Below are 26552 nucleotides of genomic sequence, written 5' to 3' on the forward strand. Positions count from 1 at the left end.
GAGGGGACAACTGTCGATCACACCTCGAAGGGCAACTGGCGGATATCGGCGAAGGAGCCGCTTGGCAGGTGCTCGGGGACTCGGGCGATGACCTCAAGGAGCCTCGGGGCGAGTTCCTCCGAGGTCGGCATGTCGGACGTCTCTCGCTTGCTCCGCAAGACCTCGAGTGACGGGTAGGTCTCCGAAGGCGGAATACCGCAGAGCTGGTCCTGCATCGCGGTGTCGACCAGGCCGGGCGCGATCGCGCAGAAGTGCGTCCCGGGCCTTTCGGCGGCGTAGAGCTTCGTGAGCATGTTCAGGGCCGCCTTGGAGAGGGAATAGCCCCGCCAACCGCGGTTGCCGTTGACAGCGGCTCCCGACGACATCGTGACAACCTGGCGGACAGTGCGGCTCTCCGCGAAGAGGGCGTCGAGGACGAGCTTGTTGGCCCAGAGGTTGACGTCCATGACATGGCGCATTTCGTCGAGGTCGGCCTCCGCGAGATCTCCGAAGGTACCGAGGATGCCCGCGTTGAGGATCGCGAGATCGATCGCGCCGGTGTCGCGCAGAAGGTCGATGAGTGTCGGGACGATTCGATCGCTCTCGCTCAGGTCGAGGGAGCGGAAGCGAAAGCTGTCCCGGCGAGCCAGGTCCTTGGGCTCGCGGCGGCTGACACCGATCACGTCTCCGTCCGCGTCGAGGATGGTCGCGGCCAGCGCGTGGCCGATACCGGAGCTGACGCCGGTGATGAAGGTCGTGTTGCGTGCCTCGGGCATGGGTGCTCCTTGGGAGGGTTGACCTATGCCGGTTTGGCGCCCGGCTGGCCGGCTTCGACGACGAAGCTGGCGCGGGGGAAGACCTTGCCGCCGGGTTTGGTGATATCGTCGACGACCATGTAGTCGCTGGTCCACTCGGTCGGGGTGAGCGTGCAGCGGACGTAGCCGCGCTCGGCGTTGAGGAACTGCACGCAGGGGTTGCCGGCGAGGACGAGATCCTGGCCGCGAATTTGCTGGACGCCGTTGCCGCCACTGGAGATCGAGGTGGTGACGAACTCGGTCGCGACGACATCGGTGTCGTGCTGGCGGTCGTCGACGCGGAGGTTGTTGACCCAGTTGGAATGGATGTCGCCGGTGAGGATGACCGGGTTGGGAATCTGGCGATCGGCGAGGAACTTCATCAGCTCCATCCGCTCGTGAGTGTATCCCGGCCATTGGTCCATTGAGTAGGTCGCGGTCCCCTCCTTGGGGAAGCCGACCATGCCCATCATCACCTGTTGGGCCAAAACGTTCCACGTCGCCTTGGAGCCGATCAGCGTCGCGTGGAGCCAGTCGCGTTGGCGACGCCCCAGCATCGAGTTGTTTCGATCCAGAGCCGCGTCATTGAGGGGCGAGCGGACATCGCCGTTGGGCTGATCGCCGCGATACTGGCGGGTGTCGAGGACCATCAGGTCGGCGAGTCGCCCGAACGGCGCCCGCCGGTAGAGCTGCATGTGCGGGCCGCGCGGGAGCGAGCGACGCCGCAGCGGCATCATCTCGTAATAGGCCTGATACGCGTTCGCACGACGAACGAGGAAGTCGGCCGGATCGACCCCTTTCTCCTCGGAGATCGCGTTGGCGCAGTTGTTGTCGAACTCGTGATCGTCCCAGGTGACGAACCAGGGGCATTGGGCGTGCATGCCGTGCAGCAGCGGGTCGGCGCGGTACTGGGAGAGCCGAACACGGTAGTCGCCCAGCGACGTTATCTCCCCGCCGACGTGCTTGCGGACGAGGTTATCCTTCCCGGCATACTCGTAGATGTAGTCGCCCAAGTGGAAGACGAGATCGACGTCGTCGCGGGCCATCTGGTCGTAGGCGGTGTAGAGGCCGTGCTCGTAGTGCTGACACGACGCGAACGCGAAACGGAGTTGGTCGGGGCTCGCGTGCGGAGCGGGCAACGTCCGCGTGCGGCCGATGGGGCTCTCGGCCTCCCCGGCGCGGAAACGGTACCAGTACCAACGATCGGGCTTGAGGCCATCGACCTCGACATGGACGGAGTGCCCGAGCTGCGGCGTCGCGACGGTCTCTCCCGAGGCGACGACCTTCTTCAACGACTCGTCCTCGGCGATCTCCCAGCCGACGCCCACCGGCTCGGGCGTCATGCCCCCGTGGGGCTCGAGCGGCTTGGGGGCGAGTCGGGTCCAGAGGACAACGCTCTGGCTGTCGGGGTCTCCCGAAGCGACGCCGAGCGTGAACGGATCGTCGGGGAAACGGGGAGCTGTCGCGGCATGGGTCGAGCGCGACAAGTGAGGCAAGGACGCCAACGCGGTCCCGTAGGCGAGGAACAACCGACGGCTGACACCACCCTCATGGCGGACGGCGTCGCGGATCTGGGCGAGATCGAGCATCGTGACTTTTCTCCTCGGAGTGAGCATCCCGGCTTCGGGTCGTTTTATTGATCCGTGGCAAAAGAGCCGTCGAGGTGATCGCTGTTCCGTCAACATGATGAAACTGCCGTGAAGACTGGTACGAACGTGAAGGTGCGTTCCAGGAAACGCCGACAAGGGAACTTGCGGACGTCGAGGTGGGAGCAGCGTCCCCGGGAGGATTCGAACCTCCAACCTCTGGCTTCGGAGGCCAGCGCTCTATCCGATTGAGCTACGGGGACAAAAGGAGACGCGTTTCCCCAGTGGAACCCGATACGAGTGCTTCGCGAACCGCAGGCACCCGGCCGGTGGGAAAGACTCCGCCTTGACCCAAGTAGGGCATTCTACGCCGTGCGCGCGGGAAATCCACTGCCAGAAAGCGCTCGGTCCCGTCGCCCTCCCGAAGCGGTCATTTCGTCAGAAGCCTTGGTGGCTGGCGAGCGTCTTGAGGAGCTGTTCGGCTTCGCGAGGCTCGGAGATATTGAAGAAACCGATCTCCTCGGTCCGGCGCTGACCATTGCTGTCGTGCCACTCCCTCTTCGCGAAGACCACCTTGCCCATGCCGTCGCGGTGTTGCTTGGCGTAGATGTGTTGAAAGCGATCGGGCGGATAGCTCTTCGCGGCCCCCGGCCAGGTGCCTCGTAGGATCAGCGCCCGTCGGTCGGTGATTAGATAGAGCGTCTTTTGCAGCCGGTGATAGATCCAGATCGGCGAGAAGAGGAAGGCGACACCGATCGCGAGAAAGCCGAAGCCCAGGACCGGTACGATGCTGATTCGCTCCGGCCCTTGGTTGAAGAAGTTGTGGGAAAGATGGGAAAACCAGAAGAGCGTGATCCCCATCCACACGACGCCGAAGAAGAAGGGAGCCATCGTGGTCAGGGAGACGAACGCCACCTGGGGCTGCTGCGCCCAGACGACGTTCTCTCCCGGTTCCAGATGCTTGCGGAGGTTCTCCTGGAGCTCCGGAGGAATCGAGTCGGTTGACGGCATCGCCATGGGAAACGCGCCTCCTGTGTTCGGCCAGGATGAAGCGAAAGGCCAAGGGTTCCGTGCGAGAGCGCGGGACTTGTTTGCATGCCCACGCCCCTTGCGAGGGCAATGATACCCTTGACGCGATGCCCCGTCACCCGTGAGGTAGTCGGGAGTTGAGGATTACTCCGCGTCCTCCCCGTAGGGAATCAACTCGGCGTACTCGTCCGCGCTGGCGTCGTCGAGGCAGGCCTGGATGATCTTTTTGCCGAGCGGCTCAAGATCCTCGTGCAGGAAGCTGCTCAGTTGATCGTGGAAGAACTTTCGCAATTGTTGGGCACCCGCGTTGTACGCCTCCTCGCCGACCTCCGGCTGCTTGGCGACATCGAAGAACCAAGTGCCGATGATCTGACCTTCGACCTGGATCGTTTCCCGATGGTACCCAAGCAGCGGGCAGCGTGCCTTACTGAGTTCCTCTCTCCGGAAACTGCCGCCGCCACGACGGGAGAGGTATTCGCGAGCGACCCATTGGGGGGCGAAGCCGACTTCCCACGAGCCGATGTGCTGGTTGGGAATGAGCACGAATAGCGTCGAGGCGGTATCGACGATTTGATTGAGAAGGATGTTCGCTTGGTCGACCTTTCGTCCGGTCGCGAAGGGCCAGTACGAACCAACCCCCTCGGACTGCATCCCGCCCTGATCGACGATCGACGGGTTGCCATGGCCGCGCGGGGCGACGAGTCGCCAGAGCCACGCCAACGACGGTGGCAGGACGTGGAAGAGCCCCATGATGCCGTAGGTCGGTTTCTCGCGGGTACACGGAGGGCAACGAACGCCGAAACTCCGGATCGCGACCGGGACCGAGCCTTCGACCACGTCCGGGATGTACTCGCGCGGGACGACGAGCCGGGGATTGGGGCACGGCTTGCCCGGTTCGTCCTCAATGTGTTCCCAAATTAGCGCGGTGGCGCCGGGCTTCGCCTCGATGTTGAGGAACAATAGCGGTCCCGGCGGGTGAATCGACATCGACTCCATGTGCGGGTCGATGCCGTAGCGGTCGATGTGGTTGACCCGCACGAACCAGGCTCGTTCCGCGTCCATGAGCCAAAGCCGGTTGGCGGTGCCATCGCGATGGTGCTGTAGGCCGGGGTGGCACAGCGCCATGTCGTCGGTGACGGGCTTGAGTTGGCAGCCACGCGGGATCGCGACGTAGCGGATGTCGTCGGTGACGAGATTGCGGCCGAGCTGCAATCGACCGTCCGCGGTCCGGTGCATGTGCTCGAGCATCTCGCTCTTCCCGCCGCCCGATGCCCCTTCGTGCATGATCGTCGTGACGTTGTCGTAGGGCGTGACGACCTTGACGGTCGAGCAGTGCGCGGTGGTCCACGGAACTTCGTCGCGTTCGCCCAGGGTCAGGAGCATGCCGTAGACGCCCTTCTTCGCCGACGGGCCTGGGTAGAGGTTGTAGCTGAAGAGCTCGTGCAAGCGGTCCTTGTCGTCGAACCGGCGGTTGTGAACGACGACTTGCTTGCCGTCGAAGTGCGTGTGACGGAAGGGCGGAGCGACGTAGACGACCGCTTCGTGGTAGTAGTCATCGCCCTGTTCGAGGACGCGTTCGAGGGGAACGATGCCCTGGAGCAGTGCCAAGCCGAGCGCGAAGAAACCGGCGTTCGCGGGACAGATCGCCAGCGCGTTGAGCGGCTTGCCGGGCAGTCCCGACTCGAAGAAGAAGGCTGCGATCGGCTGGTTCCGAAGCCACGCGAGCGTCTCCTCGCGAACGCCCTCAAACTCCATGCCAAAACGGCTGCGGAAGGTCGGCTTGTCGCTGGCCTGTTCGTCGGCGATCAGCATGCAGTCGGGGTCGCGACGACGCATGTAGGGGTCGAAGTAGTTCGCGGCGATGCCGTTGGGGACGCGGCAGACTTTCGCCTCGGGGACGAACCCCTTGTCGGGGACATCGTAGCCGACGGTGTAGTAGCCCTCGGGATCGACCTTGTCCTTGGGCACGGCGAAGGCGACGAGTTCCTCGACCGAGCCGGCCAACGTCAGGCGATTCTCCCGCTCTGCAGCTTCCAAGACCGACATGGCGGAGAGGGAAAGGGTCAAACCGGGCAGAGCGGACACAGGCATGAAAGAGTCTCCCACGAATGAGTTACGGGCGTTGCCCAAGCCGACATCGTCGCACCGCGTGCCGACGTCGGTTCGCCCCGGGTTATAGGAACGAACCGCTTCCCCGTCCCGAGGGCGGTCGATCCCGCTCGCAAAAGTCGCGGTGCCGGGGATGGGCGTTTCCGGCGCGCCTAGTCATGGGGCTGCGTTGACGGCGTTCCTCGCCGGAGGACCAACGCGACATCGGTCGTCAACTTGTTGTCTCGTTAGATAGCGGCCCGTCGCGGCTTCACGACGCAACGCGTCGCGGGGATGGTAGGCGCTTTAGGGGATGGGTGGGAGAGCGAAACTAGAATCAGCAAACAGGAGCACGTTTTGCCGGAAATGGGCGTCGTGGCTGAAGGGAGCCCTTGCCCAGCGTCGGAATGGCGCTGGGACGGGCAAAAACGCCACACGGCGGCTCCTGGGAACCGCCGCGAGTCGAATCGCTGGCATTGGGGGAAGGTCCGCTAGCGCGCCAGTCCAACAGAAACGTTGGGTGCCACTGGCTGCTGGTCAGCCAGCGGAAAAAGGGTTGGGACCACACCAATTTCAAGTTGGCACCGAGCACTATCCTTCACCGGGGCCCTCGGTGCCGCCGGTGAACTCGGCGTCGTCGGCCTCGTGGCCCACGAGGACCTCCGCCTTGTAGCCACCGCGAGCCTTGAAGTAGAAGATCAGCCCCAGGTAGCAGACGAACATGATGCAGGGGAGGATGGCGACCGTGCGGAAGGCGGCTCGTTTCTCCTCGTTCTGAATACCGGTGATGACCGCTTGCTGCTCCTCGGGAAGCGCCTTGATCTTCTCCGGGTCGATCGGCACGTAGGTCCCGAAGATGCCTCGCGTCTCCTCGCCGCGCACTTGCTCGAAGAGTTCCGGATCGGTCGTTTCGAGCTTGTGCACGATCGACGTCTCTTGGACGAAGCCAAGTCCCGGACCACCGAGGACCCCGACGCCGAGCATGCCAACGCCGGCGATCGTGTTGAGCGTGACGGCGCCGCCCCTGGGGAACTGTTCCGAAACGACGCCGAGCATCGTCGGCCAGAAGAAGGTCTTGCCGAACCCGTAGATCGTCGCCGCGACGAGGATCATGACGCCGACGGTGGCGACCGAGAAACAAAGAAGCCCGATCACCGCGATGACGCAGCTCAGCGCCAAGAGGCCCAGCGGCGAGATGCGGTGAACAATCGGGCCGGCGAAGAAGCGCAAGATCATCATGATGAATGAGGTGTAGACGAGGACCCAGCCCTCATCGAGCCCGATCTTGGCCATCGAGGGCTCCATCAACGCGGTGACCCAACTGTCGGTACCGAGTTCGGTGGTCGCCAACAGGATCATCACCAGAAGAAGGAAGGCGAACATCAGCCGGCCAATCGCCTGGACGTAGAAACCGAAGCCCACGACCAAACAGATGATCAATCCCGCTTGCAGAATCATCGGCCAGTCGAAGAACCGTCCGACTTCCGCGACCATCAGGAACGACGCGACAAAGGCGCCAAGGACGCCTGTCTCTTGCAGCATTTCGCGATAGCTGACCCCCGCCTTGACCCGCTCTTGCACAGGGAACTTGCAGCCGAGCATCAGGACGCCGAAGGCGATGGCCGGGATGAAGATGAGCGCGACCTTGATGCGCCACTCGTCGATCCCGCCCATCAGGATCATGATGATGCCGGCGATCACCAAGCCGCCCGGCCAGCCCGCATGGAGGATGTTGAGCCACTTGGTCTTTTGTTGGGAGAACATCGTGGCGACAACCGGATTGATGACTGCTTCGACGGTTCCGTTGCCGAGGGCGAGGATCAGCGAGCCGAAGTAGAGGACCTGGTAGCCGTTGGACGGGTTGGCGGTCATCAAACAGATACTTGAGGCGACGTAGCAGCAGAAGGCGAAGATCATCGCCACCCCGTAGCCGATCTTGTCGATGATCAGGCTGAAGAGAATGATGCTCACCGCGAACGGCCAAAGACCGACGCCGAGGATTTCGCCCTTCTGGGTCTCGCTGAGACCGAACTCGTCGCCCCACTGATTGATGAGGCTGACGCGGATGATGAAGCCGAACGCCGTGGCGACCAGGGCGATGAAACATGCCCAAAATAGCCTCACGTCGTTAGCGGATGGTTTCGCGGATACGGCTTCACTCATGCGTGTCGGACTCCCCTTGGTGGAACGGCTTGCGGATGAAGAAGAAGTGCCGACCCCCCTGCACTCTTCCGAAACGAGGCGCTCGTTTCTTCATCCCGCGAGCACCGGCGTCGTTGCCAAGCGGAAGGCTCGGGTGTTGCCTGCGTGCCTAGATCGCGAGAATGAGGAAAAAGGCCAAGATGGGAAGCTAAGCGACAAGAATAGGCGTGTCAAGCACCGAGGTGATTCATTTGAGGCGCCTCGCGGGATGTGGCGTGAGCCGGATTCTTCCGATGGGGACGTTCGTCGCTTGGCGGGGTGAGTCGAAGCCTTGCTTGCGTTTCGAGGGTGACGGTCCAAGCGTCGCCCTCTCCGGATGCCCACGCAAGGGTGGGGCATGGCACCCAAAGAAGTCGTGGACTCGCGGCTAGGTTGGTTGGAATCGGGTGCTCATCGCCTCGAACTCCGGGACGCTCGATCGACCCTCGACGGCGAGTTCGGCCAGCACCCGGCCGAGCAAGGGACCGAACTTGAAGGCGTGACCCGAACCGCCGGCGGCCACGACGACCCGAGGATTGTCCGGGTGCGGACCGAGAACGAAGTCCTCGTTGGCGGTGCAGGTGTAGAGGCAGTGCTCGGCGCCGTCGACCTCGTCGACCGCGACGCTCAGGTGCTCGTCGAGAAAGGCCCGCGTCGTCGCGAGGACGCTCTCGTCGATCGGTCGATCGAGCTCTTCGGGATCGTCGCTCTCGGGGGACATGGTGTCGTGTCGCGCCGTTTTAACCCCGCCGGTTCCAAAGGCGGGAAGCCCGTAGTAGATGATGTCTTCCCGATCCTGAACGTAGAACCAAACGGGGAAGTGCTCGGGCGCCATCCGCTCGGCGGGACCCTCCAGGCGGAAGTAGCCGACCGTCTGGCGGTGGACCTTCAGACGAGGCGCCAGCGAGGGAACCAGCGCCCCGGTCCAAGCTCCGACGGCGACGATGAGTCGTTCGGTGGCGAGCGTCCCTCGATCGGTGACGAGGCGAATCGGGTCGCGATCCAACTCGATGGCGCGGACGCGGGTCTGGTCGAGGACTTGGCCGCCGTGCTGCTGGCTCCATCGAGCCAGGGCGCTCATGGTTCGGGAGGCGGCGATCATCCCGGCGGTATGGTCGCGCAGGACGGTCTTGGCGCCGGGGAAGCGAAAGAGGGGAAAGTGCTTGCGGGCCTCGTCAGGGTCGAGGCGTTCGACGTCGGCGCCCGCCGCGGTCGCGCTGTCGACGTAGCCGTTGAAGGCGGGGCCATCGGTACCGTAAAAGCAGCTATCGACCGGGATGATCAATTGTTCGCCGGCGTCGCGCTGGAGCCTGGGCCATTCCTCGCGGACCGCGGGTTGCATGAGGTGGACGTAGTCGACGTCGCCGTAGGTGCTGCGAATGATGCGCGAGGCACCATGAGAGCTACCGTGGGAGTGTCCAAGGGTGAATCGCTCGACGAGACCGACGGGGCGATGGCCCATGCGAGTGAGGTGATAGAGGGCCGCGAGGCCGAGGATCCCGCCGCCGAGGACGAGGGTATGGAAGGTCGCGGTGTCATGCGGTCGGGTCATGGTGATCCCTTCGGGGTGGCGTCGATCTCGGTTGCCAAGTGTCCCTGGAAAAGGGGGATGTTTGGCGGAACCCAACGACGAGGTGGCGCGCGATTCGCGGCGTCATCTGGGGCGGGATGAGGGCCCTTCCTTGAAGTGGGTGCATCGCCTCTTAGAATTGACAGAACGGGAGGGGTGCCCCTTCCGGGTCGTCAACGAGCGCAGCGTGACATCGTCCTCCCACAGGTTTGCCTTGTGGCATCGCGTCGTTGTGCTACCATACGGTGCTCGTCGCGATCTCGCTATCGGGCACCATGGCGTCGTTCGACTCTCTAGGCCGACCGCCAGCCACACAACGCCGGAGTGCTGACCCTATGTACGAGCGTTTCACCGATCGGGCCCGCAAGGTCATGCAATTGGCCAACCAGGAGGCCCAGCGGTTCAACCACGAATATATCGGCACCGAGCATATCTTGCTTGGGCTGGTCAAGGAAGGCAGTGGTGTCGCCGCTAATGTCCTAAAGAACCTTGACGTCGATCTGCGCAAGATTCGACTCGAGGTCGAAAAGATTGTCCAAGCGGGACCGGATATGGTCACGATGGGCAAGCTGCCGCACACCCCGCGGGCCAAGAAGGTCATCGAGTATGCCATCGAGGAAGCCCGCAATCTAAACCACAACTACGTCGGTACCGAGCACCTGCTTCTGGGGCTCTTGCGTGAGCAAGAGGGGGTCGCCGCTCAGGTCCTGATGAACCTCAATCTCAAGCTCGAGGATGTCCGCGAGGAGGTGCTCAACCTTCTCGGCCACGGCATGGACTCCTCCGAGGCGAGCGAACGACCCAGCGGCGGCACCGCCACCGGGAGCAAGTCGAAGACGCCCGCTCTGGACAGCTTCGGTCGAGACCTGACGGAATTGGCTCGCCAGAGCAAGCTCGATCCGGTCATCGGCCGCACCAACGAGATTGAACGGGTCATCCAGATCCTCAGTCGCCGCACGAAGAACAACCCGGTCCTGCTGGGTGAGGCGGGCGTCGGCAAGACCGCCATCGTCGAGGGCCTCGCCCAGGCGATCGTCAGCGGCAATGTCCCCGAACTACTTCGGGACCGCCGCATCGTCGTGCTCGACCTCGCGATGATGGTCGCCGGCACCAAGTATCGCGGCCAGTTCGAGGAGCGCATCAAGGCGGTCATGAACGAGGTCCGCCGCGCCCGCAACACGATCCTGTTCATCGACGAGTTGCACACGCTCGTTGGTGCCGGCGGGGCCGAGGGAGCGATCGACGCCAGCAACGTCCTGAAGCCGGCGCTGGCTCGCGGCGAGATCCAGTGCATCGGCGCCACCACCCTCGACGAGTACCGCAAGTACATCGAGAAGGACGGCGCTCTGGAGCGACGTTTCCAACAGATCATCGTCGAGCCGCCGAGCCGGGACGAGGCCGTCGAGATCCTCAAGGGCCTTCGCGATCGCTACGAGGCGCATCACCGCGTCCAGATCACCGACGACGCCCTGTCCGAGGCGGTCGAGCTTTCGAGCCGCTACATCACGGGGCGCTGTCTGCCCGATAAGGCGATCGACGTCATCGACGAGGCGGGCGCTCGCGTCCGGCTCAAGGCGATGACCCGTCCGCCGGACCTCAAGGAACTCGACGACGAGGTCGAACGCCTCAATCAGGAGAAGGAAGAGGCGGTCGCCAACCAGGACTTCGAGAAAGCCGCCCACTTGCGCGATCAGGCCGACAAGATCAAGCAGCGCAAGGAGAACATCACTCGCGAGTGGCGCGAGAAGACCAAGGAGATCGACGGCGCCGTCGACGAGGAAGTGGTCGCCGAGGTCGTCTCGAAGATGACCGGCGTTCCGCTGACGCGTCTGGAGAGTGAAGAGGCCGAACGGCTGCTGAAGATGGAGGACGAACTGCACGCTCGCGTCGTCAGCCAGGAGCAGGCGATCCAGGGGCTCTCGCGGAAGGTTCGCCTCAGCCGCGCCGGACTGAAGGATCCCAACAAGCCGATCGGCGTCTTCGTCTTCGCGGGCCCGACCGGCGTCGGCAAGACGTTGCTCGCCAAGGCGCTGGCCGAATTCATGTTCGGCAACGAGGACGCGCTCATTCAGATCGACATGAGCGAGTACATGGAGAAGCACAACGTCAGTCGGCTGATCGGGGCTCCTCCCGGTTACGTGGGCTACGAGGAGGGTGGCCAACTCACCGAGAAGATTCGTCGGCGACCCTATGCCGTCGTCCTGCTCGACGAGATCGAGAAGGCCCATCCCGACGTCTTCAATATCTTGCTGCAGATCATGGAAGAAGGCCGCTTGACCGACAGCTACGGTCACAAGGTCGACTTCAAGAACACCATCGTCATCATGACGACCAACATCGGTGCCGAGGCGATCAAGGATCAAACCTCGTTCGGCTTCACCAAACGCACCGAGGACGTCACCTACGACAAGATGAAAGAGATGGTGATGATGCGGGTCGAGAAGGAGTTCCGTCCGGAGTTCCTCAACCGTATCAGCGACGTGATCGTCTTCCGCGGCCTCAACCGCAACAATCTCCAGCACATCATCGAGCTGGAACTCAAGAAGGTTCGCGAGCGGATGGCCGAACGCGAGATGAAGCTCGACCTCTCCGACGACGCTCGCGAGTTCATCATCGAGAAGGGCTACAACCCCGACTTCGGTGCTCGCCCGCTTCGTCGCGCGATCGAGAATTTGATCGAGGAGCCCCTTTCCGAGGAGTTGCTCAAGGGCAACTTCACCGAGAACATCACCGTGAAGGTGACCGTTCAAGAGGAAGGGGAAGGCGAGGACGCGGTCAAGAAGCTCGCCTTCGAGGCGATCGCTCCGCCGAAGACGGAGGAGGAGCCTGTCGTTGCCGGCGCCGGCAACGAGGAAGGCGACGGCGCCGGCCAATAGCGGCACGCCCCAATCCTCTTTCGCCACATTGACGACCAGAACGCCGGGCTGGAACCTCACGCGAGGATCCGGCCCGGTGTCGTTTTTCGCCTCTAAACCCTTCCCCACGCTGCCGATCGGTCGATGGAAAAAGCCGTTTGGGACGGCCGTTGTCGACCGCGACGAGGTGGTCTTGCAGGCTGTTCCGCTCAAACTGAAATGGTCGTTTGAAGGATTTCAGTGATCGAACTAGCGGCGCCCCGGCTTCATCTCGTACACTTGAATCAGCGATGAGGGGGAGAGCGGCGCCGAATCCCAATGGGGAAGAAGAGGGAGGGTCCGTGGGTCACCCGCCGACGACTGAACAAACCATCATAGCGAAGACGGGATCGCCACTGCCGACGCAGCTCAAGGCGGATGGTAAGGGGTGTCTCGTCAAAATCTATCCAACCGAGACCGGGCCGCAGCTCATCGAGTTGCCCGACGATCCGATCGTGATCGGTCGGGGCAAGGAATGCCAGATCGAACTGGAAGATACCGCGGTCTCGCGGCAGCACGCCAAGATCGAGCCCAAGCTCGGCAACTACGTCCTGGCCGACCTCGATTCGACCAACGGCACCTTCGTCAACGACGAGGCGATCGAGAAACGATTCCTCGTCGCCGGCGACTTGGTCCGCATCGGCTCGACCATCATGAAGTTCCTCTCCAGCGATCACATCGAGACGCAGTACCACGAAACGATCTACTCGATGATGATCCACGACGGGCTCACCGGGATCCACAACAAGCGCTACTTTCTCGAAACCATCGAGCGCGAGTTGGTCCGCACCGCCCGCCACCGGCGCCCCTTGGGACTCGCGATCTTCGACATCGATCACTTCAAGGAGATCAACGACCAGCACGGCCATCTCGTCGGCGACGCGGTACTGCGCGAGCTGACCGCCCGCCTGAAAGAGACGATCCGCCGCGACGAAATCTTCGCGCGCTACGGCGGCGAGGAGTTCGTCGTTCTCCTTCCCGAGTCGACGCTCGAGAAGGCGGTCGGCTTCGGGGAACGGCTTCGGCGACTCGTGGCGGATGAACCGTTTGACGGTCCCGACGGCGAGTTCCAAGTCACCGTCAGCGTCGGGATCGCCGAGACCAATGGCGAGCGGGTGATGACCCCGGAAGAACTGATCGGGCTCGCCGATTCGAACCTCTACGTCGCCAAACGCAATGGCCGCAACCGCATTTACTACGTTGGGGCGAGTTCCTCAGGCTGTTGGTCCGACAACGAGCTGAGCGACGAAGACTGAGCCACGTTCCCCCGTGGCTCAATGACCCGATCGTTCAAATCGCGACTAAAGACTCATGGGTGCCATGCTCACGCTTGCGTGGGCATGCTCGTAGCGGTGTCGAGTATTCCTCACCTCTCCAAGCCAGGCAGCGCCAAGCGATCCTGGCGGGCTGGGCTTCGAAGAGATTGGGGAATCTAGCGCGCCGGCTGGAGGGAGGATCCGGCTCGGCGAATCAAGGGCGATTCGCGAATGCGAACCCCCTCACCCCTAACCCCTCTCCCACAGGGAGAGGGGAACAAGAGGCTCACGCTCCCACAGGGAGAGGGGAACAAGAGGCTCGCTCTCCCACAGGGAGAGGGGAACAAGAGGCTCACTCTCCCACAGGGAGAGGGGAACAAGAGGCTCACGCTCCCACAGGGAGAGGGGGAACAAGAGGCTCGCTCTCCCACAGGGAACTCGAAGGGTGGGTCTTGACCCACTACTTCCGGAACCCATCACCGGCGACCATTTCTTCACGTCCGCCGGCGAACTCACGTCAATGTCTCGTCGGCGTCAGCCCGCCTGGGGCGTTTGCCCCTCGGCCGACTCGGCTCCCTGCTCGACTTCGTCCATGCTGATCGTTCCCTTCTCTTTGAAGAGGAACCCGAACGCGATCAGGACGATCGCCGCCCCAATGGCCGGGACGAGCCAGAAGCGATTCCAATGGGCGCCACTGGCGAGATTCTCGTCGGCGAACCACTCGAAGACATACCCCGAGATCAGCGCCCCCGCGGCCGCCCCGGCGCCGAGCGTGACGAAGGCGATGAAGCCCTGGGCCGCGCCCCGGAGTTTCTCGGGCGCCTTGTGATCGACGTAGATCTGGCCGGTGACGAAGAAAAAGTCGTAGCAGATCCCGTGCAGGATGATGCCGATGTAGAGCATCATCGGCGGGCCAAAATCCAACAGTGGATACTCGCCAACCGCATCGACCCCGGACGAGATCATCGTCGCTTGGGCGGCGCTAAAGAGAGCGTAGCGGATAACCCAGGCTCCCATGCCGACGATGAGCATCCACTTGACGCCAAGGCGAGCGAAGAAGAAGGGCATCAGCAGCATGAAGAAGATTTCGGACATCTGTCCCATGGTCATCTTGCTGGCGGGCGACTCCATGTTCAGTTCATTGAGGAAGATGTTCGTGAAGGCGTAGTAGAACTGAAGCGGGATGCAGACGAGGAACGACGCGATGACGAAAACGGCGAAGGAGCGCTCCTTCATGAGAGCCAAGGCGTCGAGACCCAAGATGTCGCGAATGCTCGGCGGTCCGTCGCTCTTGTTCGGCGGCGTGTGCGGCAGAAAGAGACAGAAGACGCCCATCACGATGCCGGTGACCGAGGCAATCATCATGGGGATGCGAGTCGCCTCCACGCCGGTGATGCTGTCAATGGCCGGCCCCCACACTTGGAGAAACCAACTCGTGTCGCTGTAACGCAACTGACCGATGAAGATGCCGGCGACGATCCAGCCGATCGTACCCCAGACGCGAATGCCCGGGAATTGCCGGGAGGGATCGGTCATCTGCCGGAAGGAGAGTGAGTTGGTCAGCGCCAGAGTCGGCATGTAGCAGAGGGCGTAGATGAAGAGCATCGGGAACATCGCCCCAAAGCTCTCCTGCGTCGAGGCGAAATAGAGGATGATGCCGCCGACGATGTGCAGGACCGCCAGGACCCACTGGGTGGCGAAGAAGCGGTCGGCGACCAAGCCGACGAAGAAGGGGGACACCATCGCCGCCAAGGGAATGGCCATGTAGCACAGGCCGATCTTGCTGCCGTCGAAGCTGAGTCCCTTCGCGAGAAACTCGCCGAGCACCACGAACCATAGTCCCCAGACGAGATACTGGAGGAACATCATGCCCGAGAGGAGGGCGCGAACAGATAAGTGCATGGCGGGTGGTCTTTCCTTCAAGGCATAAAGTCGCGTAGCGGTTGTGTAGAGTCATATCCGATGTCGCGAGATGAGGCAACGCGGAAACGTGGGAAGGAGGGGCTGTCGGCCCAAGCCGCTGGGAGGAAGAGGCGATCGGTGGGCGCCGTGAAGACGCCTTGTTGCGTCAATGTTCCGCCGCGGCCGGGGGGGAGAAAGAAGAGACCCCCTCTATCTCCCCCTTGGACAAGGGGAAGCATCAGAGAGGACAAGGAGGAACATCGGAGAGGACAAGGGGGAGCCGTCTGAAGTCCTCCCTTGTCCAAGGGGGGAAAAGAGGGGTCTCTCAAGCCTCGGTCGTTGGGTGGGTCTCGACCCACCTTCCGTCTCTCTCTTTGGCGGTAGCTCGGCCCACTCAACAATGTTTCCCGCATGCCCAGGTCGAGCGTTGGCATGGCGCCCAAGAGATCCTTGGGCAATGAAACGCCCCGCGACAACCGTCGCTGGCCGTTGAACGACTCGAACAGCGCCTCCCTTGGGCCCCAACGCTCCCGTCTTGCTCGGGGACGTGAACAACGTTCGCCGCCACCTACTCACTCACAGAAAAATCGATTGGTACTCGTCCTCGGCTTCGTCGCCGCGAGGGTCAGACTCAATGTCGAAGTCGACCAACGACTGCCGGAGCTTGTCGATGGGAGGCAAGTGGCCGGTGAAGAGTTTGGCGATGTATTGCATCTGATGGAGGAAGACCTCGAGCGGCTCGATCGGTGCCCCCTTGAATCGAGCCAGTTCCTTGAGGAATCCCGACGGCTGTGGAAAGCTCGTCAGATCGACACACGCGAGACCGGGGCGCGCCATGGTGATGGGAATGTCGATCGCCGGCTGACCGGGATTCTCATCGTGGCTGCAAATGACCATCCCGTCACTCAGCGTCGAGAAGACCTGATTTCTCGCCACGTAGCGACCGTGCCCGCCGAGTTCGTGGACGATCTTCTCGGCTCGTTCGTTGTCGTCGTCGGCCATGACCAAGCGTGCGTCGTGATCGAGCAACGTCGCCGCGATCGCTCGCGCCGTTCCCGAGCCACCGATGACAAGGACCGACCGCCCCGACACCGACTTGGTTCCCTCATTACTCCGATCGATCCCTTCCGCCAGGCAGGCGGTCACCGCACGCGAGAGCGTGTGAAACCCGTGCCATTCCCCCTCGCGAATCGCGATCACATCGGCCGACTCGGCCAAACGACACGACCGCGACCACTTGGTGACGATCTCGAGAATCTCCTCGCGATGCTTCGCGTCGACGATCAGCCCCGCTAGCCGGATCGACTTGGCGATCTTCGCGAAGAGCGGAATACTTCCGACTTCCAACGGGAGACAGCGTAGCGGCGACTTGTGGATCTGGAAGGCCTGGTTGAGGATCCGCGCGGTCGCCAACTGCTCCTCGGCGTTCCCCGTCACCGCGACGAGAGGGGTCTTGCGACCGATATTGCGAATGTCATACGCCTCTTCCAGATCGAACACGCTCAGCAAACCCGAGTCGGCTTCGAGCCCCTTCTCCAAGGCGGCGTAGCTCCACGGCGACCCGAGACGAGGCCCCAGGATGTTGAGCATCCGCCCCGACTTCCCCAAGCCAACCGCCACCGTCGGGACATCGGACTTGGCCATGATCTTCACGAACGGCCACGCTTCCTCCGGGGTCCGGGCGGGCAACGTCAGCTTGATGACATCCGGATCGCTGCCCAGGCAATGATGATACTTCTCGTCGAGGTCCTTCGGAATCTCATCGCAACTCGTGAAGGTGATGATTCGCTTCGTCGGACCGAATCTCTTCACGTGATTGACACAATCGTGTTCGATCTCGACGTAGTCGGCCCCTTCGACGACCGCTTGCCGCAACAGCGCCAGTCGAGCTTCCTCGGTGCCGTGCCAACTCCCGCCATCCTGCTGGCGGCGGCAAGAGACGATCACCGGCTTTCGCGCCGCTTTGATCAATTCGTTGACATCCGGGGATTTCTCGAACCGATCGAGCCTGATTTCAATCAGATCACAACGCGCCGAGGCGTTGTAAAGATCAACCAGGGCCAGATGGCGAGACGTTTGCGCAATCGAAACGCAGATCATGGGGTCGCTCCATACCTCCAACGCAAGCGTCCGACACATCGCCGCGACGGGAGCGGAGGTCGTGGACGAGAAGACATCCACCTCGGCCCTCGACGCCGGCTTGACGCTCAAGGAACAGTCTATCGGTCGGCGCCCTTCGGTGCACCGTCCTTGTGAAGGATGGTTGCCGCCTTGACCGCTCGTGACTTAGGATGAGAGGAAACCGAAACGTGAAGTTCCCAACCAAAGACGAGAACGAATGGACAATCAATCATTTGACGACCTCTCCGCGGCCCTCGAAACCAGCGGTGCGGACGGCCTTTTCGACAAGCTCGTTTCCTCCCTCGAGAAGGAAGGCGACTATGCCGTCCTCTTCGAGGCCCTGCTCATGAAGATCCGCCACGAATTGGGGCTCCCCCTGGTGCAAACCGGATTGAGCGGCACGGTGCCCAAGGAACTAGAGTCGGTCTACGAGCAGAAGGTGATCGAAGCCTGTCGCCACATCGGCCAGTGCTACATTGACGCCGGGGATCTCTCCTCGGCCTTTCAATACTGCAACATGGTCGGGGAATTCGAGCCGCTTCGAGAAGCGATCGAAAACGTGACCATCGATGAGGATGATCCCGAGGCGGCCGAGAACCTCATCGAGATCGCGGTCACCCAGGGCGTCCATCCCCAAAAGGGGCTCGCGTTGATCCTCGACTACTACGGCACCTGCCAAGCGATCACCGCCTGTGAAGGAATCATTAACCAGGGAACTCCCAAGGCCGCCCGTGACGCTTGCGTCCGGCTCCTGGTCCAGCGGCTCCACGAGGAGTTGACGCGCAACCTCGCCGCCGTGATCGAGGACAAGGAAGGCTCCGCGCCGGCGGCCGCCAGTGTGCCCCTCCTGCTCAAGGACCGCGCGTGGCTCTTCGACAATGACAACTACCACATCGATACCTCCCACTTGAGTTCCGTCGTGCGGATGGCACGTCTTCTGGAGAAGTGCCAAGAGACTTTCCTGGCGATCCAGCTTTGCGAGTACGGGCGTCGTCTGTCCGAGCAGTACCGCTATCCCGAGGCGGCTCCCTTCGAGGACATCTACGAGGACAGCCTCATCTACCTGCGGGCGCTGGCCGGGATCGAGATCAACAAGGGGGTCGAGCACTTCCTCGCCAAGGCCGAACGTTCCGATCCGATGGAAACGGGGATCTTCCCTTGGCAGGTCGCGATCAGCTTGCTGCAAGCGGCGGGTCGTGTCGATGAAGCGGTCGCCCTGGCTCGCTCGAAGATGAATCGCGATGCGGGCAACTCCCTGCAATCCCCGGTCAACCAACTCTGCCAGGAGACGGGTCAGTTCACCGAGATGGCCGATCTCGCCCGCCGACGAGGCGACCTCGTGAGTTACGCCGCCGCGCTGTTGCAACGCGAGACGACCGATTCGAAAGCGTGAACCTCGCGTCCCTCGAGCCCCCTCCTTCCTCGTGAACGCATCATCGTCCCCGGCCCAGGAACAGGCTCATGCCGCGACTCGCGGGCATCACCATCTTCCCCTTCAAGTCGCTCGCCGGCGTGCGGGTCGAGCGACGACCGCTTAGGTCCCAGGGTGCCCTGAGCGGTGACCGGACGTACGCGCTCGTCGATGCCGACGGACGCTACATCAATGGCAAGAGGACCGCGGCGGTTCATCTCCTCCGCAGCACCTTTTCGGACGACTTGCGAACGATCCATCTCCGTACGGGCGAGACGTCGCGGACGTTCGATCTGGAGACGGAACGTGCGGAACTACAGAGTTGGTGTTCCGACTTCTTCGCGCAACCGCTCACCCTTCGCGTCAGCCCAGACGGCGGCTTTCCGGACGATACCGAAAGTCCCGGGCCGACGTTGATCAGCACCGCCACGCTCAAGGCGGTGGCCCGTTGGTTTCCTGGGCTCCCGGTCGATGAAGTTCGCCGGCGCTTTCGCGCCAACCTCGAGATTGACGCCGACGAGCCCTTCTGGGAGGACCGCTTGCTGAGCCGAGGCGAGGAGCCCTGTCGATTCTCGATCGGCGGAGTGACGCTCCTTGGGACAACCTGCAGCAAGCGCTGCGTCGTCCCGAGCCGCGATTCCCACACGGGAGAACCGTGGCCCGGTTTCCAGAAGGAGTTCCTCCAGCGCCGCCAAGCCTCCCTTCCCGCGTGGGCACCGCCCGAACGGTTCGACCATACCTATCGGCTCGCGGTCAATACGAAGGTCCCTGAATCGGAATGGGACAAGACGCTAACGGTCGGCGACCGCTTGGAACTCTTGTGAGGAGAGTCGAGACGTGACCGATGCCAGCCTCGAACTCGCGGCGCGGACGATCGCCGAAGCCGACGCCCTCGTCGTCGCCGCCGGTGCCGGCATGGGTGTCGATTCGGGCCTTCCCGACTTTCGCGGGGACACGGGGTTTTGGAAGGCGTACCCGCCCCTCCAGAAGCTCGGCATTCGCTTCGTCGAGATGGCCAACCCGAGCTGGTTCGATCGCGACCCGACACTGGCGTGGGGGTTCTATGGGCACCGGCTCGAACTCTACCGGCAAACCGAGCCTCATGCCGGGTTCGGCCTCTTGCTCGAGTGGTGTCGGCAGCGCCCCGCGGGCTACTTCGTCTTCACCTCCAACGTCGACGGCCACTTTCAGCGTGCCGGCTTCGAAGACAGCCGGGTCGTCGAGTGTCACGGCTCGCTGAACCACCTTCAGTGCTCGAATCCCTGCGGTGACGCCATCTGGTCAGCGAACGCAACAAGCATTAGCGTAGCCGAGGCGACGATGCGCGCAGGAGAACCGCTCCCTCGGTGCCCCACGTGTGATTCGACGGCGCGGCCGAATGTCTTGATGTTCGGCGATGGTCGCTGGGTGGGGGAGCGCACGGATGATCAACAGCGACGGCTCGAGGACTGGATCAGCGGGCTGGGGAGTAGGAAGGCCGTCATTGTCGAATGCGGGGCGGGAATGGCGGTGCCCACTGTTCGTCATGCTTCCGAGCAGATCGCTCGGATCACCGGTGGGAGACTCATTCGAATCAATCCGCGCGAAGCCGAGGTGCCGAGAGGGCAACTCTCCGTTCCCCTGGGAGCGCTGTTCGCGCTGGAAGAGATGGCAAAACGAATGTAGCGTCCTGATTGGCAAGTTCGCTACGGGAAATCTCGGCCCTCAGATCGTGCGTGAGATCGTCCAATAACAGGCGTTTCCGGCATGCCACGGCGAGTGTGGGCGTGGCACTCAAGAGTTTTCTTGCCAATGAGTTAACCAATCAGGACAGGAGTGACTCGTTCACTTCTTGAGATCGAAAGCGAACTCGTTCGACTGATCCTCAAGCACATTGACCGTGAGTTCCGACGTGTCGAAGGAGGCGTAACGCTCGGGAGTGAGCCAAGTGATCTTCGGCTTGGACGAGGCGCCCCGGCGATCCTCTTCCGAGGCTTCGGCCGCCGTTTCGATGCTCTTGTTGATCGAGACGCGTTGCGGTCCGGCGACAGCACCGTCGCTGGCCTCGAACGTCGTGAGCTGAAATCGTCCCGCCGCGTCGGTCGTCCCGTAGGCGGAGCGTGACTTCTCTTGCGATTGGAAGAGAACCACCGCCCCTTCGACCGGCTCACCGGCGAGCGTGACCACGCCGGAGACGGGGTAGACCGGTGGCCGACTTTTCTCCCACTTGTCCATCGGCCCCGACGACCCACACCCGACGATCACCAGGGTGCTGACGGCGACATACCACGGTTTCATAGAGATTGGACTCCCAGTCAGTCACTGGCAAGCGTGTCCAACAGCGCTTGCCGTTTCGCCATCGGCTCGTCGCGCGGATCGGTCCCACACCTACGCCGCCTCCCCAGGACGGGGTCGCTCACAGCCCATTCGAAAGAATCTCTTCGCTCGCTCTGGTGCCGAGCGCTCCCCACACGCCGTAGGGGCTGGGCCCACTTAGTCCGGGATGAGACGCCGCCGGATCGCCGGCGTCGATGTTCTCGCTCACGAACTGGACCGTGCCATCGCAAAAGAGCACGTGCACACCACCGTCGTGGTTGCTGCTCGCGGTATAGACCCCTTCGCCGCCACCAAACCCGTAGCACGCCGGCTTGTTGGGAGAGAGGATGGTGTTGAAGCCGGTGTACTGGCTGCGGCCGTCCGACCAGCGTTGCCCCAGGGTCCGGTCCTGAATGAAGACCGTCGCCACGCTGCCGGCGAGCGCCAAACAATTCGCGGGATTGGTCGTGTGCGAGGAGACGTGAATCGGAAACTGGCCCACCGTACCGCGGCTGCGGGCGAACTCGGACATCGCGATCGTCTTGCTGAGCCCGTCGGTGATGTCGCCGAGGCGCGTGCTGGTTTGAATGCCGAAGACGCCGCGCATGTTGCTCGGGATCGCGACTCCACCGCCATGGGTGGCATGATACCAATGATCTCCGCCATTGAATCCGTAGCTCGAGGTCCCGGCGTTGGACGAGTACGCCGGCACCGGATCGGAGGGACAATTGAAGATCGGCACACTCACCTTCCAATAGTCGCGTCCACCGTGCCAAACATAGGTGTCGGCCTCGACGATATCGTCGTAGAGTCGCTGCTGGTCGGCGAAGGGCAACAACGGCACATAGCCACTCAGCCGCGGCACGGTCCCCGGATCACACATCGTGCTTCCCGAACAGAACGTACCACTGCGCCGCGCCGGCAGGACGCCATGCGACTCGGCATAGTTCGCCAGTGCCAAACCGATCTGTCGCAAGTTGCTCTTACACTGCATCGAGCGAGCCGAAGCCCTCACCCGCTGGACCGCGGGTAGAAGCAGCCCCACGAGAATACCGATGATGGCGATCACCACCAGAAGCTCGACGAGAGTGAAACCTAGGCGTGACGAACGTTGGCGAACACTTGCAACATTCGCGCAATCCTTCTCGATAGGCGCGGGACGGCCCAGCATGGCGATTCCCCTGGTTGGATGTGAGATTGCACAGAACGATCGCTTTACCAACATTCCGTGCGATTGGACCCAGCGTCAGTGTCGCGGAAATCGGCGCGGGAATCAACCAATTCGACACCAGAGTTGCCGTATTTGCCGACGTGCGCGCGTCGCGATCGCGCGCTCCTTTCGAAGTCGACAGGATCGCCCGAGCGATTCGCGATACAGTAGAACGCGTGACCCTACCGTAGAGGACGAGGTATGAGCGAGGACTCCGAGGACGAGAACAGGCCCACCACCCCCTGGCGCGAACGGGTCCACGAAATCATCTTCGAAGCCGACACGCCCGAAGGCAAGGCGTTCGACGTCGGCCTTCTCATCGCCATCTTGTGCAGTGTCGCGGTGGTGGTCGCCGAAAGCGTCGAAGAGGTGCGCGTACGTTTCGGCGTCTACTTGCTGGCCGCCGAATGGCTCTTCACCATCCTCTTCACCATCGAGTACGGGATGCGTCTCGCCTGCGTTCGCAGTCCTTGGCGCTACGCGTGCAGTTTCTTCGGCTGGGTCGATCTGCTCGCGGTGTTGCCGATGTACCTGAGTCTTTTCGTCGGTGGCACCCACTCGCTGATCGTGATTCGCACGCTGCGGCTGCTGCGAATCTTCCGCGTCTTCAAGCTCGGGCGCTATCTCAAGGAAGCCAGAACGCTGCTGATCGCCCTCAAATCGACGCGGGAGAAGATCACCGTCTTTCTGGTCGCGATTCTCTCCGCGGTCTTGATCCTCGGGGCGATGATGTATCTGGTCGAGGGACCAGAGAATGGTTTCACCAACATCCCCGTCGGCGTCTATTGGGCGATCGTGACCCTGACGACCGTCGGGTACGGCGACATTCATCCGAAGACGGCGGTGGGCCAGATACTCGCCGCCCTGGCGATGATCCTCGGCTATAGCATCATCATCGTCCCGACCGGCATCTTCTCGGCCGAGATCCTGACCGCACGACAAAAGGATATCACCACGCGTAGCTGCGCCACCTGCGGCGGGGAAGGTCATGATCACGACGCGAACCACTGCAAGTTCTGCGGTTCGCGGCTTTAGTCGGTCGTTGGCAAGAGCGTGGTAGGCGTGTTTCCCGCGTGCCCACGGCGAACATGGGCATGGCGTCCAAGAGATCTCTCGGCAATGAATTTGCCAATCAGGACACTAGGAACTAACGCAGTATCCACGGTCCTCGTTCGGGTTGAAGACGCCGCAACTGGTTCTCACTGGCTGACAAGCAGCCAGTGGCACCCGAGAGTCAGGCCTTGACAGAGAACCAGCAGACCGTTGATCTATTCCCTGCCGGCTGCGAACGGCTCTATTGACCAATCTCTGCGTTCAAAAACCGCGACGAATCTACGGAGTCGCCTGAGCTTTTCCTCCTTGATTTTGGCCAACGGGGCTCGTTCTCGCCTTGGCCCGCCTAAGTCAACGGACTGCTAGACCTGTTCGGGAACGACATAGGGTTTGCGGTACTCGCGCCGCAACAGCCGGTTGGCCGTTTCCGCGTCGGAGCCGACAAAACGCTCGGTCGCCGGATCGAACGAAAGCTGGAGCCCTTGCGTGATGGTCGTTCCTTGCGGGAGCGCCTTGTTCTCTTGGAGATGGCCGAGCATCCGCTCGTAGGCTTCGGCGGTGAAGGAACCGCCCTGGACATGCTCCTTGATCTGCTCGGGCGACGCGGCCGCTCCGACTCGGTGCGAGATGTTGCCGAGATGACAAAGCCCGGTCGAGAGGTGCCCCTGCTCGATGTCGCAGTTCAGATCGCCGCTCTTTCGCGAACGCATCGCGTTGATGAAATTCGCCTGGTGACCACGGCCACCATCGCCGTTGATCTTCTGAACCACCTTGCCCTTCTCGTCGAAGATCGTTCCCTTGTGCATGCCGGCGTAGGATCCATGCTCGCACTCGACGACCATGCCGACTTTCACACCCGACGGCAGTTGCTCCTTCGGCGTCGGCAGATTCCTCACCTCGATGAGAATGGGGGCCGGTTCGTAGTCGTAGTAGACCACATGGGTATTGGGTGTCTCACCCGAGTCGTTCCAACCGTAGCGGCCGCCGATGCTGACGACTCCCTTGGGGAACGCGTCGGCTCCGATGACCCATCGCGCTAGGTCGAGCGAGTGCGGGCCGTTGTTTCCGAGTTCGCCGTTGCCCGTGTCCCAGAACCAGTGCCAGTCGTAGTGGTAGTTCTGCCTGGTGATCGGTCCGAGGGGAGCGGGCCCCGACCAGAGATCGTGATTGACCGAGGCGGGCGGCTTGCCCGAGGCGACGGGGGGGCCGATCGACTTGCGATTGCTGAAATGAATGACGCGGACGCGCTTGACCTTTCCGAGTTCGCCGTCGCGGAGCCGAGGGAGCCACTCGCGGAGTTGCTCGTCACTGCGACGTTGGGTGCCGACTTGGACGATGCGATCGTGCTTGCGGGCGGCGTTGATCATCTGGCGACCTTCCCAGAGATCAAAGGCGACCGGTTTCTCGACGTAGACGTCCTTACCCGCTTGGCATCCCCAGATAGTCGCGAGGGCGTGCCAGTGATTGGGGGTCGCGATGCAAAGGGCGTCGATCGACGGGTCCTCGAGCAACTTGCGAATGTCTTGGTACTTGGTCATCTTGCCGAAGGGTTCTTCGAACTCCTTGGCGCGTTGATCGAGGATCGCCTCGTCGACCTCGCACAAGGCGGCGACGCGGACGCCGTCCATCTTGCCGAAGGCGCGGACGTGGGCCGCCCCGCGACCGCGGAGTCCGACGACGCCGACGCGAATGTCGTCGTTGGCCCCGAGGACACGAGCCGTCGGTGCCAGCACCGCCGCCGACGCGGCCGAGGCGAGAAAGTTTCGACGAGTAAGTCGCATGTAGGGCACTCCCTGTCACGTTGAAGATCATCATGGGCTCGTCCACCCATCCTCGCGGGCGCCGCCCCATGATGTCACGAGCCATCATCGTCTGAACATACCCTAAACGGGGCCGCTTGGCCAACACAATCTTCCCGGTTGCCTCACTCCGACCCCGAAGAGACCTACCTCGATCCAGTTTGCCCCGTTTACCAACCTGACGGGGCCAGGGGTCCGCTCGCGGCACGCGCGACGAAGTTGCCTTCCACGTCAATCGCCGGTCGCTGCTGCCCAAGAATGCGGCACCCTCAAGGTTGGCTCCTCATCTTCGCTTTCGTGTGGTTTTCCCGCGATTCCCGCCGCAATGGGAACGTTTTCGCTTCGCGGCGACGACTTTTGACTCAATCGGCACGCGAGTCGCAAATGGGTGAACCGACGCGCTACACGCATGCTTCCAATGCCCCGGAGGAACAGAACATCGTGATCCGAAACAAGCCCTCGATGGTCGGCTTTACGCTGGTGGAACTCCTGGTGGTCATCGCCATCATCGGCGTCCTCGTCAGCCTGCTCCTTCCCGCCGTCCAGCAGGCGCGCGAGTCGGCTCGCCGCTCGATGTGCACCAACAACCTCAAGCAGTTGGCCACGTCGCTGCACAACTATCACGACGCCCACTCGGTCTTCCCCTACGGCCGACGGGGCGGGGCCACGCTTGACCGCGAGACCTGGTTTCATCGCCTGCTTCCGTACATGGATCAGACCGCCATCTTCGACAAGTACGAAGAGCAAAACGAAACCTACTGCTGGCACACCTCCGACGATGTCATCTCGACGGTCGTCCCCATGCTGTCGTGTCCCTCGGATCCCTCCAGCCCAGGTTTCGGTGGCGCTTCCACCAGGATGGGCTTTCAAGGCAACTACGTCGGGCTCAACGGCAACGGAATCATCACCCACGGTTCCAGCGCGAAGGGAATGTTCTGGAGCTACTCCAGCGTGTCGTTGGGCAACGTACTCGACGGGACCTCCAAAACGATCTTGGCAAGTGAAGTCATCGTCCGTGGAACCCAGCCAGTCAGCGGAGCCTGGGGGGCCGGCGGCGGCTATTGGGGTGGATCGAGCGGCGGCAGCTACGCCTTCACGACCTTGGAACCCCCCAATCCCTTGATTCCCGACGTGCTCTATGGCTGCAAGGATGAAAACCTTGCGAGCGCACCCTGTCGCAGCACCGGCAGTTACACCAACCCCGAAATCTACGCGCGCAGCCTGCACCCCGGCGGGGTGAACGCGGCGTTGGTCGACGGTACGGTGATCTTCGTTGGCAACTCGATCGATGCGGATCTCTTCCGGGCACTCGGCACGAGAGCCGGCGGCGAAATCACCGAGCTCTAGACGCCAAGTGGCAAGCCGACGCGCATCGCTCGCGTTT

The 26552-nt window shown here is 62.5% G+C and carries 19 protein-coding genes and 1 tRNA gene; 8 read left to right on the plus strand and 12 right to left on the minus strand.

The genetic code is table 11. The annotated features are described in order from the left end of the window. Positions 1 to 17 precede the first annotated feature (17 nt). The 7 genes from Pan216_RS27210 to Pan216_RS27240 form a co-directional block, all read right to left on the minus strand. A complete protein-coding gene (locus tag Pan216_RS27210; RefSeq protein ID WP_145263245.1) occupies positions 18 to 755 on the minus strand; it encodes an SDR family NAD(P)-dependent oxidoreductase in 738 nt (245 codons plus the stop codon). A gap of 23 nt (positions 756 to 778) precedes the next feature. Beyond that, a complete protein-coding gene (locus Pan216_RS27215; protein ID WP_145263247.1) occupies positions 779 to 2362 on the minus strand; it encodes an alkaline phosphatase D family protein in 1584 nt (527 codons plus the stop codon). A 186-nt stretch (positions 2363 to 2548) separates the two neighbouring features. After that, positions 2549 to 2622 (minus strand) — tRNA-Arg (locus tag Pan216_RS27220). A 175-nt stretch (positions 2623 to 2797) separates the two neighbouring features. Further along, a complete protein-coding gene (locus tag Pan216_RS27225) occupies positions 2798 to 3376 on the minus strand; it encodes a hypothetical protein (protein ID WP_145263249.1) in 579 nt (192 codons plus the stop codon). Positions 3377 to 3532: 156 nt separating this feature from the next. Further along, on the minus strand, positions 3533 to 5479 hold the full coding sequence (locus Pan216_RS27230) for a DUF4914 family protein (protein ID WP_145263251.1): 1947 nt from the start codon (positions 5477 to 5479) through the stop codon (positions 3533 to 3535). A 588-nt stretch (positions 5480 to 6067) separates the two neighbouring features. Next, positions 6068 to 7639: an MFS transporter gene (locus Pan216_RS27235; RefSeq protein ID WP_145263253.1), complete on the minus strand. Its 1572-nt coding sequence runs from the start codon at positions 7637 to 7639 to the stop codon at positions 6068 to 6070. Positions 7640 to 8045: 406 nt separating this feature from the next. Further along, on the minus strand, positions 8046 to 9209 hold the full coding sequence (locus Pan216_RS27240; protein ID WP_145263255.1) for an FAD-dependent oxidoreductase: 1164 nt from the start codon (positions 9207 to 9209) through the stop codon (positions 8046 to 8048). Positions 9210 to 9562: 353 nt separating this feature from the next. On the opposite strand from Pan216_RS27240, the gene Pan216_RS27245 reads away from it, so the two are divergent. From Pan216_RS27245 to Pan216_RS27250, 3 genes are all read left to right on the plus strand, one after another. Continuing rightward, a complete protein-coding gene (locus tag Pan216_RS27245) occupies positions 9563 to 12103 on the plus strand; it encodes an ATP-dependent Clp protease ATP-binding subunit (protein ID WP_145263257.1) in 2541 nt (846 codons plus the stop codon). Positions 12104 to 12179: 76 nt separating this feature from the next. Then, positions 12180 to 12326 (plus strand): hypothetical protein, encoded by a 147-nt coding sequence (locus tag Pan216_RS28650; RefSeq protein ID WP_419193066.1) that lies wholly within the window; start codon positions 12180 to 12182, stop codon positions 12324 to 12326. Between the two features lie 97 nt (positions 12327 to 12423). Further along, positions 12424 to 13377: a GGDEF domain-containing protein gene (locus Pan216_RS27250; protein ID WP_419193067.1), complete on the plus strand. Its 954-nt coding sequence runs from the start codon at positions 12424 to 12426 to the stop codon at positions 13375 to 13377. 534 nt (positions 13378 to 13911) lie between these two features. Here the strand turns inward: Pan216_RS27250 and Pan216_RS27255 are convergent. Further along, on the minus strand, positions 13912 to 15279 hold the full coding sequence (locus tag Pan216_RS27255) for an MFS transporter (RefSeq protein ID WP_145263261.1): 1368 nt from the start codon (positions 15277 to 15279) through the stop codon (positions 13912 to 13914). Positions 15280 to 15855: 576 nt separating this feature from the next. Beyond that, positions 15856 to 17379 carry a type I 3-dehydroquinate dehydratase gene (locus Pan216_RS27260; RefSeq protein ID WP_419193068.1) on the minus strand — a complete coding sequence of 508 codons (1524 nt, stop codon included), beginning with the start codon at positions 17377 to 17379 and terminating at the stop codon, positions 15856 to 15858. A 238-nt stretch (positions 17380 to 17617) separates the two neighbouring features. On the opposite strand from Pan216_RS27260, the gene Pan216_RS27265 reads away from it, so the two are divergent. The 3 genes from Pan216_RS27265 (at position 17618) to Pan216_RS27275 (ending at position 20476) form a co-directional block, all read left to right on the plus strand. After that, positions 17618 to 18793, plus strand: a complete 1176-nt coding sequence (locus tag Pan216_RS27265; RefSeq protein WP_145263265.1) for a hypothetical protein — start codon at positions 17618 to 17620, stop codon at positions 18791 to 18793. A gap of 68 nt (positions 18794 to 18861) precedes the next feature. After that, positions 18862 to 19635: an MOSC domain-containing protein gene (locus Pan216_RS27270; RefSeq protein ID WP_145263267.1), complete on the plus strand. Its 774-nt coding sequence runs from the start codon at positions 18862 to 18864 to the stop codon at positions 19633 to 19635. A 13-nt stretch (positions 19636 to 19648) separates the two neighbouring features. Next, complete coding sequence (locus Pan216_RS27275) at positions 19649 to 20476, plus strand: SIR2 family NAD-dependent protein deacylase (protein ID WP_419193069.1); 828 nt, start codon at positions 19649 to 19651, stop codon at positions 20474 to 20476. Positions 20477 to 20635: 159 nt separating this feature from the next. Here the strand turns inward: Pan216_RS27275 and Pan216_RS27280 are convergent, their stop codons facing one another. Next, a complete protein-coding gene (locus Pan216_RS27280) occupies positions 20636 to 21088 on the minus strand; it encodes a DUF6795 domain-containing protein (RefSeq protein WP_145263269.1) in 453 nt (150 codons plus the stop codon). Between the two features lie 118 nt (positions 21089 to 21206). Beyond that, positions 21207 to 22277, minus strand: a complete 1071-nt coding sequence (locus Pan216_RS27285) for a DUF1559 domain-containing protein (protein ID WP_473092394.1) — start codon at positions 22275 to 22277, stop codon at positions 21207 to 21209. A 240-nt stretch (positions 22278 to 22517) separates the two neighbouring features. Here Pan216_RS27285 and Pan216_RS27290 point away from each other — a divergent pair, with 240 nt between their 5' ends. Next, the gene (locus Pan216_RS27290) at positions 22518 to 23351 is read left to right on the plus strand and encodes an ion transporter (RefSeq protein WP_145263273.1); all 834 of its coding nucleotides are present in this window, start codon (positions 22518 to 22520) and stop codon (positions 23349 to 23351) included. Positions 23352 to 23731: 380 nt separating this feature from the next. Here the strand turns inward: Pan216_RS27290 and Pan216_RS27295 are convergent, their stop codons facing one another. After that, complete coding sequence (locus tag Pan216_RS27295) at positions 23732 to 25150, minus strand: Gfo/Idh/MocA family protein (RefSeq protein ID WP_145263275.1); 1419 nt, start codon at positions 25148 to 25150, stop codon at positions 23732 to 23734. A 402-nt stretch (positions 25151 to 25552) separates the two neighbouring features. Between Pan216_RS27295 and Pan216_RS27300 the strand changes: the two genes are divergently transcribed. Next, the gene (locus tag Pan216_RS27300) at positions 25553 to 26515 is read left to right on the plus strand and encodes a DUF1559 domain-containing protein (protein ID WP_419193070.1); all 963 of its coding nucleotides are present in this window, start codon (positions 25553 to 25555) and stop codon (positions 26513 to 26515) included. Positions 26516 to 26552: the final 37 nt, after the last annotated feature.

This window comes from Kolteria novifilia (assembly GCA_007748055.1).
Lineage (GTDB): Bacteria > Planctomycetota > Planctomycetia > Kolteriales > Kolteriaceae > Kolteria > Kolteria novifilia.